The 13,797-nt window shown below is 65.7% G+C and carries 13 protein-coding genes; 7 read left to right on the top strand and 6 right to left on the bottom strand.

Going from position 1 to position 13,797, the window contains the following annotated elements:
- Positions 1 to 75 precede the first annotated feature (75 nt).
- Positions 76 to 1,209: a site-specific DNA-methyltransferase gene (locus tag PV773_RS01995; RefSeq protein ID WP_347964719.1), complete on the bottom strand. Its 1,134-nt coding sequence runs from the start codon at positions 1,207 to 1,209 to the stop codon at positions 76 to 78.
- Positions 1,210 to 1,380: 171 nt separating this feature from the next.
- Between PV773_RS01995 and PV773_RS01990 the strand changes: the two genes are divergently transcribed.
- Entirely contained in the window at positions 1,381 to 2,070 is a 690-nt protein-coding gene (locus PV773_RS01990) for an HAD family hydrolase (RefSeq protein ID WP_347964718.1), read from the top strand.
- Positions 2,071 to 2,108: 38 nt separating this feature from the next.
- Here PV773_RS01990 and PV773_RS01985 read toward each other — a convergent pair whose 3' ends face one another.
- A complete protein-coding gene (locus PV773_RS01985) occupies positions 2,109 to 2,648 on the bottom strand; it encodes a hypothetical protein (RefSeq protein ID WP_347964717.1) in 540 nt (179 codons plus the stop codon).
- Positions 2,649 to 2,833: 185 nt separating this feature from the next.
- On the opposite strand from PV773_RS01985, the gene thrC reads away from it, so the two are divergent.
- Genes thrC through PV773_RS01965 form a run of 4 tightly spaced genes read left to right on the top strand, consistent with a single transcriptional unit; the run spans position 2,834 to position 9,041 of the window.
- Positions 2,834 to 4,231: a threonine synthase gene (thrC, locus tag PV773_RS01980; RefSeq protein ID WP_347964915.1), complete on the top strand. Its 1,398-nt coding sequence runs from the start codon at positions 2,834 to 2,836 to the stop codon at positions 4,229 to 4,231.
- A 14-nt stretch (positions 4,232 to 4,245) separates the two neighbouring features.
- Complete coding sequence (locus PV773_RS01975; protein WP_347964716.1) at positions 4,246 to 5,538, top strand: pitrilysin family protein; 1,293 nt, start codon at positions 4,246 to 4,248, stop codon at positions 5,536 to 5,538.
- 9 nt (positions 5,539 to 5,547) lie between these two features.
- Positions 5,548 to 6,144: a GNAT family protein gene (locus PV773_RS01970; RefSeq protein ID WP_347964715.1), complete on the top strand. Its 597-nt coding sequence runs from the start codon at positions 5,548 to 5,550 to the stop codon at positions 6,142 to 6,144.
- A gap of 2 nt (positions 6,145 to 6,146) precedes the next feature.
- A complete protein-coding gene (locus tag PV773_RS01965; RefSeq protein WP_347964714.1) occupies positions 6,147 to 9,041 on the top strand; it encodes an EAL domain-containing protein in 2,895 nt (964 codons plus the stop codon).
- On the opposite strand, the gene PV773_RS01960 is transcribed toward PV773_RS01965, so the two are convergent.
- A complete protein-coding gene (locus PV773_RS01960; RefSeq protein WP_340035482.1) occupies positions 9,024 to 9,632 on the bottom strand; it encodes a YqgE/AlgH family protein in 609 nt (202 codons plus the stop codon). The two genes, PV773_RS01965 and PV773_RS01960, sit on opposite strands and share 18 nt — an antisense overlap.
- 249 nt (positions 9,633 to 9,881) lie before the next feature.
- Between PV773_RS01960 and PV773_RS01955 the strand changes: the two genes are divergently transcribed.
- Together PV773_RS01955 and PV773_RS01950 are read left to right on the top strand one after the other, a co-directional pair.
- Complete coding sequence (locus PV773_RS01955) at positions 9,882 to 10,601, top strand: protein-disulfide reductase DsbD domain-containing protein (RefSeq protein ID WP_347964713.1); 720 nt, start codon at positions 9,882 to 9,884, stop codon at positions 10,599 to 10,601.
- Positions 10,602 to 10,794: 193 nt separating this feature from the next.
- Positions 10,795 to 11,280 (top strand): peroxiredoxin, encoded by a 486-nt coding sequence (locus PV773_RS01950; protein ID WP_340035480.1) that lies wholly within the window; start codon positions 10,795 to 10,797, stop codon positions 11,278 to 11,280.
- 52 nt (positions 11,281 to 11,332) lie between these two features.
- On the opposite strand, the gene rnhA is transcribed toward PV773_RS01950, so the two are convergent.
- From rnhA to ispH, 3 genes are read right to left on the bottom strand one after another with little or no spacing between them, the layout of a single operon-like run.
- The gene (gene rnhA, locus PV773_RS01945; RefSeq protein ID WP_340035479.1) at positions 11,333 to 11,788 is read right to left on the bottom strand and encodes a ribonuclease HI; all 456 of its coding nucleotides are present in this window, start codon (positions 11,786 to 11,788) and stop codon (positions 11,333 to 11,335) included.
- The gene (locus PV773_RS01940; protein WP_347964712.1) at positions 11,785 to 12,747 is read right to left on the bottom strand and encodes a homoserine kinase; all 963 of its coding nucleotides are present in this window, start codon (positions 12,745 to 12,747) and stop codon (positions 11,785 to 11,787) included. Before PV773_RS01940 ends, rnhA begins: the two co-directional genes overlap by 4 nt.
- Positions 12,747 to 13,757, bottom strand: a complete 1,011-nt coding sequence (gene ispH / locus PV773_RS01935; RefSeq protein WP_347964711.1) for a 4-hydroxy-3-methylbut-2-enyl diphosphate reductase — start codon at positions 13,755 to 13,757, stop codon at positions 12,747 to 12,749. Before ispH ends, PV773_RS01940 begins: the two co-directional genes overlap by 1 nt.
- Between the last annotated feature and the right edge of the window lie 40 nt (positions 13,758 to 13,797).

Raw genomic sequence — 13,797 nt, 5'->3', positions numbered from 1 at the left:
AGGTCCAGATGGCACAAGCCATGGAGCCTGATCCGTCGCGCAGACGAAGCGCGGCGGAGGTCGGCCCGAAGCGGCTTACGCTCCGGCCTTTTCCATGCCGACGCGGACGATGCGGCGCAGTTCGTCGATCTGGGTCAGGCCGCCTGCCCGCTCATAGTGCCAGAAGGTCCAGCCGTTGCAGGCGTCGAGCCCCTGCACGGCAGCCCCGACGCGATGGATCGAGCCGGCATTGTCGCCGATCGCCAGCGTGCCGTCGGCGCGCACCTTGGCGGCCCAGCGCTTCTTGGCATCATAGAGCGTGGCGCCCGGCGCCAGCAGGCCCATGTCGATCAGGCTGTTGAAGGCGACGCGCGGCTCGGCGCGCTTGCCGGTGAGCACGGTGAGTTCGGGACCGTCGAGCGTGCGCACCGAGGCGATGCGCTCCTGGGCGGCATCGATGTAGGCCTGCTCGCGCTCGATGCCGACGAAGTGGCGGCCGAGGCGCTTGGCGACGGCGCCCGTGGTGCCCGAGCCGAAGAAGGGATCGAGGATGACGTCGCCCGGCTTGGTCGATGCCAGCATGATGCGGGCCAAAAGCGCTTCCGGCTTCTGGGTCGGGTGCAGCTTGTTGCCGTTGTCGTCCTTCAGGCGCTCGCCGCCGGTGCAGATCGGGAACAGCCAGTCCGAGCGCATCTGCACGTCGTCGTTGGACGCCTTCATGGCCTCGTAGTTGAAGGTGTAGTTCTTGCCCTTCTGGTCGCGCGAGGCCCAGATCATGGTCTCATGCGCGTTCTGGAAGCGGCGGCCGCGGAAGTTGGGCATCGGGTTGGTCTTGCGCCAGACCACGTCGTTGAGGATCCAGAAGCCGAGGTCCTGCATCTTGGCGCCGACGCGGAAGATGTTGTGGTACGAGCCGATGACCCAGATCGTGCCGTTGGGCTTCAGCACGCGGCGCGCCGCCAGCAGCCAGGCGCGGGTGAAGGCGTCATAGGCCTCGAAGCTCTCGAACTGGTCCCAATGGTCGTCCACTGCATCGACCTTGGACTGGTCGGGCCGGTGCAGGTCGCCGTCGAGCTGCAGGTTGTAGGGCGGGTCTGCGAAGATCACGTCGACCGAGGCCGACGGCAGCTTGTCGAGCGCTGCGATGCAGTCGCCCTTGATGATGGTGTCGAGCCATTCGGACGGCTGGGGCGTGCGGGAAAGCTGGCTGAGAGGACGCACTGCTGACATGCTGATACCCAAATGACGCGTTACTGTTTACTCGCCGTTATGGTTACCGATCAGCGTAAACAATTGATGAAGCGGGCGTCCGAATTTGCGGTTCCGGCTGGAATGGTGTAATCGCCGCGCCTTGAGTTCCCCGGCCCGCGCCAAGCGCCGGCCCATTCTTTCCGGATCGCCATGAACCAGCCAGACCTAGTCATCTTCGATTGCGACGGCGTGCTCGTCGATTCCGAAATCATCGCCGCGCGCGTCGAGTCCGATCTGCTGACAGCGGCGGGTTTCGAGATCTCGGCCGAGGAGATCGCCGAGGCCTATGCCGGCCTCACCTTCAAGGACATCCTGCTCAAGATCGAGGAGAAGGCCGCCATCCCGTTCCAGGCGTCGCTCATCACCCAGGCCGAGGAACTGGTCGACCGGCGCCTCAAGAACGAGGTGCGCGCCATCGACGGCGTGCACGAGGCCGTCGCCGGCGTCACCGCGCCGAAGTGCATCTGCTCGAACTCGACCTCCGAGCGCATCGAGATGATGCTCGATCGCACCCGCATCCTGCCGCTGTTCAAGGGCCGCATCTTCTCGGCGCTCGAAACGCCGAGCCGCAGGCCGAAGCCGGCCCCGGACGTTTTCCTGCACGCAGCCAGCACGCTCGGCGCAGACCCGGCCAATACCTTCGTCATCGAGGATTCCGTCCACGGCATCGCCGGGGCGGTGTCGGCCGGCATGCGGGTGATCGGCTTCACCGGCGGAGCGCACAGCTATCCCGGCCATGCCGACATGCTGACCGATGCGGGCGCCGAAACGGTGATCCGGCGCTGGGCCGACCTCGGCGGCGTGATTGCCGCGCTGAGCATGTGGTCGGAACACGCCTGAAAGCAAAAGCGCCGGTCTTTGACCGGCGCTCCGATGGCTCAGCCCTGGGGCTTCTTCTTCTGCGGCCCCTCGTCGTAGCCCACGAAAATCTGGACATCGCGCGCCGTCGGCTTGGGGATGGTGATGTTCGGGACGGTGAACACCCACTGGGTCGCCATCGACGGGTCGGCGACCTGCACGGCGTTCTTGTGCAGTTGCGAGTAGAGAACCTCCTCGCCGCGAACGACCGCGATGCGGATCGGCATGTTGACGGTGCCGGGGCCGCCCGCCGGCCCGGTGACCACCTTGCCGGCGACGCCGACATTGATGCTCATGGTGGTGTCGGTGCGCGTGCAGTTGCGGGTCGCGTCGGTGATGGCCGACTGGTAGGTGAGCTTGGCCGGGTCGTCCTGGCCGCCCTTGGCATAGCTGTTGAAGAAGGCCGTGCCGTCGCGGAGCGTCACGTTCGGGCAATAGGCGAGCAGTTCGCTGGCCAGGATCTTGCCTTCCTCTTCGGCGAGCTGCTTCGGATCCTTGGGCTGAGGAGGGGCAAAGAAGCCGCCGCTGCCGCCGGATTGGCAGGCTGCGACGATAAGCATAAAGCTGGAGGTCGCCAAAGTCGCCATAAAGCGACCGTCGATCTTACGAAACAACATGAACTGCACTTCCCTCTCGCAAAGCTGTCGTTCTATATCAACCGCGCGGCAAAAATGCGACTGAGGGAGCGCAGTTTTCCCCTTCCCGCCGATGACCGGCAGGACGCACCGCCTTGGAACGGATAGATATGCACTATGTGAGCACCCGCGGGGAAGCTCCCGCGCTTGGATTTTCCGACGCAGTTCTGGCCGGTCTCGCGCGCGACGGCGGCCTCTACCTCCCCGCCCAGTGGCCGACCTTCAGTGCCGCCGAAATCCGCAAGATGCGTGGCCTGCCCTATGCCGACCTGGCCATCAGGCTGCTCACCCCGTTCCTCGGCGGCGAGATCAAGCACGACGTGTTCGAGCGGCTCGTCAGGGAGGCCTACGCGACCTTCCGTCACGACGCCGTCTGCCCGCTCGTCCAGACCGGTGCCAACAGCTTCGTGCTCGAACTCTTCCATGGCCCGACGCTCGCCTTCAAGGACGTCGCCATGCAGCTCCTGGCCCGCCTGATGGACCATGTGCTGGCCGAGCGCGGCCAGCACGCCACCATCGTCGGCGCCACCTCGGGCGACACGGGGGGTGCTGCGATCGAGGCCTTCGCCGGGCGCGAGCGCACCGACATCTTCATCCTGTTCCCGCACGGCCGGGTCTCGCCGGTGCAGCAGCGCCAGATGACCACCTCGGCTGCGGCGAACGTGCACGCCCTGTCGATCGAAGGCAATTTCGACGACTGCCAGGGCCTGGTGAAGGACATGTTCAACGACCACGGCTTCCGCGACCGCGTGCGGCTGTCGGGCGTGAACTCGATCAACTGGGCCCGCATCATGGCCCAGATCGTCTACTACTTCTCCTCGGCGATCTCGCTCGGCGCGCCCGACCGGCCGGTCTCGTTCACCGTACCCACCGGCAACTTCGGCGACATCTTCGCGGGCTACGCCGCCAAGCGCATGGGCCTGCCGATCGACCGGCTGATCATCGCGACCAACGACAACGACATCCTCGACCGCACGCTGAAGAGCGGCGAGTACCGCACGACGGGCGTCGTCGCGACCACCTCGCCGTCGATGGACATCCAGGTCTCGTCCAATTTCGAGCGCCTGCTTTTCGAGGCTTCCGACCGTGACCCCGCGGTGGTGCGGCGCTACATGGCCGGCCTCAAGCAGTCGGGCGCCTTCACCATCGAGGAAAAGGCGCTGGCAAGCATCCGCGGCGAATTCGCAGCCGGCCGGGCGGCCATGGACGAGACCGCCGCAACCATCCGCAAGACGCTCGAAGGCACCGGCTATCTGCTCGATCCGCATACGGCAACCGCGGTGCATGTCGCGGCGGCTCAGCCTGCCGGCGACGTGCCGATGGTCGTGCTTGCAACCGCGCACCCGGCGAAATTCCCCGCGGCGGTAGAGGCCGCGTCGGGCATCGCACCCAATTTGCCGAAATGGCTCTCCGGCCTGATGGAACGTAACGAAAGGTTCACGGTACTTCCATCAGAGATAAAAATGGTGGAAGATTACATTAGCCGCCGCACACGAGCGGCACGCTAGGGAGTACGTTGCATATGAGTGTTGAGGTAAGCCGTCTGTCGAACGGCCTGACAGTAGCCACCGAAACACTTCCAAGCGTAGAGACCGTAGCTCTAGGGACCTGGGTCAAGTCCGGCGCGCGCAACGAGCGCGACGACGAGCATGGCATGGCCCACCTCCTCGAGCACATGGCCTTCAAGGGCACCAAGAGCCGCAGTGCCTTCGAGATCGCCTCGCAGATCGAGAACGTCGGCGGCGAGATCAACGCCGCGACGAGCGTCGAGACGACGTCGTTCTACGCGCGCGTGCTCTCCGGCGACGTGCCGCTGGCGGTCGACATCCTCTCCGACATCCTGCAGGATTCCGAATTCGACCCCGAGGAACTCGAGCGCGAACAGCACGTGATCCTCCAGGAGATCGGCGCCGCCCACGATACGCCCGACGACATCGTCTTCGACCGCTTCACCGAGACGGCCTTCCGTCACCAGACGATCGGCCGCTCGATCCTTGGCACGCCCGAGACGGTCAAGTCGTTCACCTCGGCCCAGCTCCACGACTTCATGAAGCGCCAGTACGGCGCCGAGCGCATGGTCGTGGTCGCCGCCGGCGACGTCAAGCACGACGACTTCGTCCGCGAGGTGGAGAAACGCCTCGGCAATTTCCGCACCAAGGCCGAAAGCGCCATTCCCCAGTATGCGCAATATGTCGGCGGCGACTTCCGCGAGGATCGCGACCTGATGGACGCGCAGATCGTGCTGGGCTTCGAGGGCCGCGCCTATCACGTCCGCGACTTCTACGCCTCGCAGGTGCTTTCGATGATTCTCGGCGGCGGCATGTCGTCGCGCCTGTTCCAGGAAGTCCGCGAGAAGCGCGGCCTCTGCTATTCGGTCTACGCGTTCCACTGGGGCTTTTCCGACACCGGCATCTTCGGCATCCATGCCGCGACCGGCCAGAGCGACATCGCCGAACTTTTGCCGGTCATCATCGGCGAGTTGCAGAAAGCCGGTGAGAGCATCCTCCAGGAAGAACTCGACCGCGCCCGGGCGCAATATCGCGCCGGCCTGATCATGTCGGCCGAGAGCTGCTCCAGCCGCGCCTCGCAGATCGCCCGCCAGCTCCTGTTGTTCGGTCGCCCGATCGCCAAGGAAGAATTGATGGAACGGCTTTCGGCACTTACCGTCGAACGGCTGACGGACCTGTCTTCGCGGCTGTTCTCCACCCGGCCGACCATCACCGCGGTCGGTCCGGTCGGCACGCTCGCGCCCTACGAATCGATCCTGGATTCCCTTCCGGGCACGCAGACGGCCGCGCGCAAGCTCGCGGTCTGAGCTTGCGGCATGCTTTCGCTCCCGTTCTTCCGCCGCGAAGCGCCGGCGCTGAAAGGCGAGCGCGTTACGCTGCGCATGCCGGTCTCGCGCGACTATCACGAATGGGCGACGCTGCGCGCCGAAAGCCGGTCCTTCCTCGTGCCCTGGGAGCCGAGCTGGGCGCCCGATGAACTCGACCGCTCGGCGTGGCGCGTCCGCCTCGCCCGCTACCAGGACGACAACGTCCAGGGAACCTCGGCGGCCTTCTTCATCTACGAAAACGCCGGCGGCAAGCTCGTCGGCGGCATCACGCTCGGCAACATACGCTACGGCGTCGCCCAGACCGGCCACATCGGCTACTGGATCGGCGAGCGCTATGCCGGCCAGGGCCTGATGCTGGACGCCGTCCGCCTGCTAGCAAGGCATGCCTTCGATACGCTGAGATTGCACCGGATCGAGGCTGCCTGTATCCCGGAGAACACTCGCTCCGTACGCGTGCTTGAAAAAGCCGGATTCCGGCGCGAAGGACTTCTGCGATCCTATCTGCGGATCAACGGCGAATGGCACGACCACTATCTTTACGCGCTGATCGCGGACGACCCGCAGGCCGTCATCACGAAGGGCTGAACTTGTCGAAGCACCTGCTGTCGCCGCTGTTTGCGTTTGTCCTGTCGATCGTGGCGATCGTCCTCGCGGCGTCGCAGGCGTCCGCCGTGGAGGCAATCAAGATCTCACGAGACGATGTCGCGCTGAACCTTACCGGCGCGGTCGAGATTTATCGCAATCAGGGCGAGAATTTCCAGATTTCGACGGCTCCCGGCCCGGATGGAATCGTCCGCCGCATCGAGGTCGAGGCGAAGGACAAGCGTTCGAGCGGCGACTGGGCCGTGTTCGCGCTCGCCAACACCACCGACCAGCAACTCGACCGGCTGATCGTCGCGCCGCATTTCCGGCTCGTCGGTTCGGGGCTGTTCTGGCCCGACCTCGGCTCGAGCCGGATCGCCTCCATCACCCCGAGCGAGGGCTTTGCGCTCGACCGGCAGCAGAGCAGCGACGCGGACGTCTTCCTCGTCACGCTCAACCCCGGCACGGTGGTGACCTTCATCGCCGAACTCGCCTCGCCCAAGCTGCCGCAGGTCTATCTGTGGGATCCGGAATCCTACAAGGACACGGTCAACTCCTACACCCTGTTCCGCGGCATCGTCATCGGCATCGCCGGCCTGCTGGCGCTGTTCCTGACCATCCTGTTCGTCGTCAAGGGCACCTCGATGTTCCCAGCGACGGCGGCGCTGGCCTGGGCGGTGCTCGCCTATATCTGCGTGGATTTCGGCTTCCTCAACAAGGTCATCGAGGTCTCGCCGGGCAGCGAGCAGATCTGGCGCGCGGGCACCGAGGTGGCGCTGGCGGGCACCTTCGTGGTGTTCCTGTTCGCCTACCTCAACCTCAACCGGTGGCACGGACATTTCAGCTACGGCGCCTTTGTCTGGATCGTCGGCCTGCTGCTGATCGCCGGCGTCGCCATCATCGATCCGGCCGTGGCCGCCGGCATCGCGCGCATCTCCTTCGCGGCGACCGCCATCACCGGCCTCGGCCTCATCGTCTACCTCAGCATCCGCGGCTACGACCGGGCCATCATGCTGGTTCCCAGTTGGGCGATGGTGCTCATCTGGCTCGCCGGTTCGTGGATGGCGATCACCGGCGTGCTCGACAACGACATCGTGCAGTCCGCGCTCGGCGGCGGCCTCATCCTCATCATCCTGCTCATCGGCTTCACCGTCATGCAGCACGCATTCGCCGGCAGCGCCCTGCACCAGGGCCTGTTCAGCGACATGGAGCGGCAGGCGCTGGCCATCGCCGGATCGGGCGACATCGTGTGGGACTGGGACGTTCTGCGTGACCGCGTCGTCACCCGGCCCGACGTCAGCATCCAGCTCGGGCTTCCGGCCAACAGCCTGGGCGGCGCCGCGCGCAACTGGCTGCCGGTGCTGCATGCCGACGACCGCGACACGTTCCGCACTACCCTCGACGTCGTGCTCGAACACCGTCGCGGCCGCGTCTCGCAGAGCTTCCGCCTGCGCGGGGCCGACGGCCACTACCACTGGTTCTCGCTCAAGGCGCGGCCGGTGATCGGCTCCGACGGCGAGGTGATCCGCTGCGTCGGCACGCTGGTCGACGTCACCGAGCAGAAGAAGTCGGAAGAGCGGCTGCTGCACGACGCGGTGCACGACAACCTCACCGGCCTGCCCAACCGCGAGCTGTTCATGAACCGGCTCGAGGCTATCATCTCGATCGCCCGCACCGAGGAGAAGGTCAGGCCCTCGGTGTTCGTCATCGACATCGACCGCTTCAAGCAGGTCAATGACGGTCTCGGCATCTCGGCCGGCGACACGATCCTGTTGACCATCGCGCGCCGCCTGCACCGCCTGCTCAAGCCGAAAGACTCGCTGTCGCGTTTCGCCGGCGACCAGTTCGCGCTCATGCTGCTGTCCGAGGAGGACCCCTCGCGCATCGCCGCCGTGGCGGACGCCATCAAGCAGGCGATCAAGGCACCGATCACCTTCGCCAAGCGCGAGATCGTGCTTACCGCGTCGGTCGGCCTCATCACCTGGACCACGGCCCAGGCCTCGGCCGAGGACATGGTCAAGGACGCCGAGCTTGCCATGCACCAGGCCAAGCGCTTCGGCGGCGACCGCATCGAGCCTTTCCGGCCCGCCTTCCGCACGGTGGGCACCGACCGGCTGCAGCTCGAATCGGATCTTCGGCGCGCCATCGAGCGCAAGGAGTTCACGCTTGCCTACCAGCCGATCGTGCGGCTCGAGGACGGCAGCGTCGCCGGCTTCGAGGCGCTGCTGAGGTGGGACCACCCGCGCCGCGGCCTCATTCCGCCGGGCGACTTCATCCCCGTCGCCGAGAGCTGCGGCCTGATCGTGCAGCTCGGCCTGTTCGCCATGCAACGCGCCGCCGAGGACCTGGCGGAATGGCAGAAGCAGATCGGCGACCAGCCGCTGTCGGTTTCGGTCAATCTTTCCAGCCGCCAGCTCATCCGCCGCGACCTCGTCAGCGACGTGCGCTCGGTCATCGCCCGCGCCAATCTCAAGCCGCGCTGCTTCCGGCTCGAGCTCACGGAATCGCTGGTCATGGACAATCCGGAGCAGACCAACCACGTCCTGACCAAGCTCAAGCAGCTCGGCATCGGCCTGTCGCTGGACGATTTCGGCACCGGCTATTCGTCGCTCTCGTACCTCACCCGCTTCCCCTTCGACACGATCAAGATCGACAAGAGCTTCGTCGACGACACCTCGCCCAAGCGCGCAGTGCTCATCAAGTCGATGGTCAACATGGCGCATGAACTCGGCCTGTCGGTCGTCGCCGAGGGCATCTCGGACGAAAGCGACGCGCTCGAACTCAGGCAGATGGGCTGCGAGTACGTGCAGAGCTTCATGTTCGGGGCACCGGTCCCCGGCGATCAGGCGCTGAAGCTCCTGAAGGAGCAGTTCTCCACCGGCTCAGGCGTGGCCGGCTGAGCCGCTCAGCCGCGCCAGGTCGATCCCGAGCGAAGCCACCACGCGGTCGTATTTGCGGTCGAGATCGGTGTCGAAGAGCAGTTCCGGCGTGGCCGGGCAGGTCAGCCAGCCATTGGCGGCGATCTCGCCTTCCAGTTGGCCTGCGCCCCAGCCCGAATAGCCGAGCGCCATCAGGGCATGGCGCGGCCCGCGCCCGACCGAGATCGCGCGTAGGATGTCGACGGTCGCGGTGAGGCAGATCGCATCCGAGACGGGCAGCGAGGACTCGACCTTGTAGTCGTCGGTGTGCAGGACAAAGCCGCGGCTGCGATCGACCGGCCCGCCGTTGCGCACGATGAAGTCCTTGGCCTTCAGCGGCAGCCTGATTGCCTCCTGCTCGTCGAGGATGCCCAACTGCACCAGGAGGTCGGGGAACAGCAGCGGCTGGACCTGGTTGATGATCAACCCCATGGCCCCCTCGTCGCTGTGGGCGCAGATGTAGATGACGGCGCGCGCGAACCTGTCGTCCTTCATCCCGGGCATTGCGATGAGGAACTGGTCGTCGAGGAAACCGCGCCGCGAGGCGCCCTTTTTCTGGCGCAGAATATCCATGCCGACAGCGTAACGCGTTTCCCTTCGTCTTGAAAGATGGGGATGGGGCGGCGCCGGGCCCCGGGGCGTTCCGATTGGAGCATTCCGTCACGGAAATATGATTGCCCAGGGACGACGTGACAGATTGCGATTGCACGTCGACACGTTCAAATCACGGGCATGATACTGCAGAAAACTCTTGCCGCCGGTCTTGGGTTCGTCCTGTTCGGTGCGGCGGCACCGGCATATTCCTCCGCATCGGACTGGGGCATGACCGAAGGCGGTCGCTTCCGCCTGGTCACCGCGGGCAGGCCCGACGCCGAGGGCAAGCTCCAGGGTGTGCTGTTCATCGAACTGAAGCCAGGCTGGAAGACCTACTGGCGCGACCCCGGCGATTCCGGCGTGCCGCCGCAGATCGACGTCACTGCCTCGCGCAACGTGTCGGCGGTGGAGATGTCGTTTCCCGCGCCGCAACGGCACGACGACGGATACTCGATCTGGGCCGGCTACGACTATCCGGTCGGCCTGCCCGTGACCTTCACCATCCCCTCGCCCGGGGAACCCTCGCTGATCGAGGCGGACGTCTTCCTCGGGGTCTGCGAGACGATCTGCGTGCCCGTGCAGGCCCGGTTGCAGGTCGACCCCGCGGTCGATCCGGACAACCCAGAAGACATCGCGCTGGTGGAAGCAGCCTTTGAGGCGCTGCCGGCGCCGGCGCAGGCCGATTTCGGCGTCACGCCCACCCCGGGCGAGGACGGCATGCTGTCGGTCGTGGCCAACGTGCCGGGAAGTCCGGAGGGCGTGGATTTCTTCGTTGCCGGCACGGACGGCTACCTGTTCGGGGTGCCGAAGCGGAACGCCGAGGCAGGCAAGCTGACCTTCACCGTCAAGGTGCTCGACCGCCCGGATGCGCCCCCGACCGGCAAGGGCATTCCCTATACGCTGACGACGGCGACTGCTGCGGTCGAGGGCTTCCTGCCCTATCCCTGAGCCAACGGTTCGGGCTGGACGGGTGTTGGCCTGAGCCGCCATCTGCGCTAGAGCAATTCCAGGAAAAGTGCGAAGCGGTTTTCCGTCCGGAATTGCGTCCAAACAAAGAGATGGAGCGTTTTCGCGTTTCGAGAAAAGCGAAAGTGCTCGGTGGACGTCTGATCCGATACCTTCAACCGACATGCGAGGAACCATGACCATTGCGATCGGCGAAAAGCTGCCCCAGGCCACGTTCAAGACGATGACGGCCGACGGCGCCAAGAGCCTCAACACCGACGACGTCTTCGCCGGCAAGAAGGTCGTCCTGTTCGCCGTGCCGGGCGCGTTCACCCCGACCTGCAGCAACAACCACCTGCCCGGCTACATCGAGAACTTCGATGCCATCGTCTCCCGCGGCGTCGACACCATCGCCGTCGTCTCGGTCAACGACGTGCACGTCATGGGCGCCTGGGCACGCTTCAGCGGCGGCGAGGGCAAGGTGCAGTTCCTCGCCGACGGCAGCGGCGATTTCGCCCGTGCCATCGGCCTCGACACCGACCTGTCGGCCAACGGCATGGGCCTGCGCTCGAAGCGCTATTCGATGATCGTCGAGGACGGCAAGGTCGCACAGCTCAACCTGGAGGGCGCCCCGGGCCAGGCGGTCGATTCGGGCGCGGCGCGCATCCTCGAGCAGCTCTGAAACGCGGCCGGCGCGCCGTCTTGAGGCGACGCGCCCTTTCGGCGGCCAAGACCTAGGCGGATGCCCTGCGACCGCCCTTGAAGGGCGCCATGCCCTCGCGCGCCAGTTCGTCGGCGCGCTCGTTCTCCGGGTGTCCGGCATGGCCCTTGACCCAGTGCCACTTGACCTTGTGGCGCCTGTTGGCCTCGTCGAGCGCCTGCCACAGCTCGCCGTTCTTCACCGGCTTCTTGTCGGCGGTCTTCCAGCCGTTCTTCTTCCAGCCGAAGATCCACTTCGAGATGCCGTCCATGACATATTTGCTGTCGGTGTGCAGATCGATCTCGCACGGCTCCTTCAGTGCGTTCAGCGCCGAGATCGCCGCAAGCAGTTCCATGCGATTGTTGGTGGTCTCGGCCTCGCCGCCCGACAGTTCCTTGGTCTTGCCGTTGTAGCGCAGGATCGCGCCCCAGCCCCCGGGGCCCGGGTTGCCCGAGCAGGCGCCGTCGGTGAAAATCTCGATGTGCTTCATTTCAGTCCGTATTCCTGCGGCGACCGGATCGCCCTGTGGAAGCGCAGGCGGCGGATGTATTCCATCGGATCGCGCTTCATCACCAGCCCGCCGTCGGGGATGGTCAGCCAGTCGTAGAGCCTCGTCAGCATGAAGCGCAGCGCCGAACCGCGCGCCAGGATCGGCAGCGCCGCCTTCTCGTCCTCGCTAAGCGGCCTGACGCTCTGGTAGCCGTCCAGCAGCGCCGTCCCCTTGGTCAGGTTGAAGGAAAAATCCTTCTCGAAGCACCAGGCGTTGAGGCAGGTGGCGAGATCGTAGGCGTAGAGGTCGTTGCAGGCGAAATAGAAGTCGATCAGGCCCGACAGTTCGTCGCCGAGGAAGAAGACGTTGTCCGGGAACAGGTCGGCGTGGATGACGCCCGACGGCAGGCCTTTCGGCCAACCCTTCTCGAACTCGGCGAAATCGGCGTCCACTTCCCTGGCCAAGCCCGGCTCCACCTCGTCGGCGCGCGGCCGCGCCGCATCCCAGAGCTTGCGCCAGCCGTCGATGGCAAGCGCGTTCGGGCGCGTCATCGCAAAATCCTGGCCGGCGACGTGCATCCCGGCCAGCGCCTTGCCGACCTCGCGGCAGTGCGCGACCGTTGGCCGGCGCATCCACATGCCTTCGAGGAAGGTGATCACCACGGCGGGGCGTCCCGCGAGTGTGCCGATGACGTTGCCATCGTTGCCGTCCACCGGCAGCGGACAGGAAATGCCCTTGTGGGCGAGGTGCTGCATCAGGCCGAGGAAGAACGGCAGATCGGACTTCTCGACGCGCTTCTCGTAGAGGGTCAGGATGTACGACCCCGTCGTCGTGTGCAGCAGGAAGTTGGAATTCTCGGTGCCTTCGGCGATGCCCTTGTAGGACAGCAGGTCGCCGACCGGATAGTTGCGGAGGAACGCCTCGAGTTCCCCCTCCGTCACGTCCGTGTAGACGGCCATCAGCGCGTACCGTTGACGAAGGCCATGTCGGCCGGGGTCAGTTCCACGTCGCGCAGAGCCCGCATCACCGGAAAGTCCTCCGTCTCGGTTGCCGTCACGGCGAGTTCCACGGTCACGTCGAAGCGTTCGCGGAAGGCATTGATGATCTCGTCGACTATGATCTCGGGCGCCGATGCACCCGCCGACAGGCCAAGCGTAGCGATGTCGCCGACCCCGCTCCACGGGATCTCCGACGCGCGCTGAACCAGCAGCGACATCTTCGCTCCGGCCCGCTCGGCGACCTCGACCAGGCGTCGGGAATTCGACGAATTGGGCGCACCCACGACCAGGTAGAGGTCGGCGCCGGGGGCCGTTTCCTTGACCGCCTCCTGGCGGTTGGTCGTGGCATAGCAAATGGATTCGGCAGCCGGTGCCTGCAAAGCGGGAAAACGCTCCTGCAGCGCCCGCAATATGCCGGCAGTGTCCTCGACCGACAGCGTCGTCTGCGTCACGAAGCCGAGCGCCTCGGGATCGGCGGGCTGGAAATTCTGGACGTCGGCCTCGGTTTCGATCAGCGTCACGCCGCCTTCGTCCAGCTGCCCCATCGTGCCGATCACCTCGGGATGCCCGGCATGGCCGATCAGCAGCACGTGGCGGCCATGGCGGCGGTGGCGCATCGCCTGCTTGTGCACCTTCGAGACCAGCGGGCAGGTCGCATCCAGATAGAACAGGTTGCGTGCCTGGGCATCGGCCGGGACCGACTTGGGTACGCCGTGGGCGGAAAACACCACCGGGGCATCGTGATGCTCGTCGGGGATCTCGTTGAGCTCCTCGATGAACACCGCACCCAGGTTCTGCAGGCCCTCGACGACGTAGCGGTTGTGCACGATCTCGTGGCGCACATAGACGGGCGCGCCGTATTTCTTGAGCGCCAGGACGACGATCTGGATGGCGCGGTCGACACCGGCACAGAAGCCGCGCGGCTGGCAGAGCCTGATCGTCAGGGGCGGTTTCGTCGCGGTGTCGTGCATGTGAATCTGGTTCCGTTCAGAGCCGAGATGAGGGGGCGAC

Source organism: Mesorhizobium sp. CC13 (assembly GCF_039907765.1).
In the GTDB taxonomy this organism is placed as follows: Bacteria; Pseudomonadota; Alphaproteobacteria; order Rhizobiales; family Rhizobiaceae; genus Aminobacter.
This window is presented reverse-complemented; position numbering and strand designations above follow the sequence as displayed.

Bases quoted from the DNA above. Each gene is read 5' to 3' on its own strand.
- PV773_RS01995 (WP_347964719.1), bottom strand. From the start codon at position 1,209: ATGTCAGCAGTGCGTCCTCTCAGCCAGCTTTCCCGCACGCCCCAGCCG.
- PV773_RS01990 (WP_347964718.1), top strand. From the start codon at position 1,381: ATGAACCAGCCAGACCTAGTCATCTTCGATTGCGACGGCGTGCTCGTC.
- PV773_RS01985 (WP_347964717.1), bottom strand. From the start codon at position 2,648: ATGCTTATCGTCGCAGCCTGCCAATCCGGCGGCAGCGGCGGCTTCTTT.
- thrC (WP_347964915.1), top strand. From the start codon at position 2,834: ATGCACTATGTGAGCACCCGCGGGGAAGCTCCCGCGCTTGGATTTTCC.
- PV773_RS01975 (WP_347964716.1), top strand. From the start codon at position 4,246: ATGAGTGTTGAGGTAAGCCGTCTGTCGAACGGCCTGACAGTAGCCACC.
- PV773_RS01970 (WP_347964715.1), top strand. From the start codon at position 5,548: ATGCTTTCGCTCCCGTTCTTCCGCCGCGAAGCGCCGGCGCTGAAAGGC.
- PV773_RS01960 (WP_340035482.1), bottom strand. From the start codon at position 9,632: ATGGATATTCTGCGCCAGAAAAAGGGCGCCTCGCGGCGCGGTTTCCTC.
- PV773_RS01955 (WP_347964713.1), top strand. From the start codon at position 9,882: ATGACCGAAGGCGGTCGCTTCCGCCTGGTCACCGCGGGCAGGCCCGAC.
- PV773_RS01950 (WP_340035480.1), top strand. From the start codon at position 10,795: ATGACCATTGCGATCGGCGAAAAGCTGCCCCAGGCCACGTTCAAGACG.
- rnhA (WP_340035479.1), bottom strand. From the start codon at position 11,788: ATGAAGCACATCGAGATTTTCACCGACGGCGCCTGCTCGGGCAACCCG.
- PV773_RS01940 (WP_347964712.1), bottom strand. From the start codon at position 12,747: ATGGCCGTCTACACGGACGTGACGGAGGGGGAACTCGAGGCGTTCCTC.
- ispH (WP_347964711.1), bottom strand. From the start codon at position 13,757: ATGCACGACACCGCGACGAAACCGCCCCTGACGATCAGGCTCTGCCAG.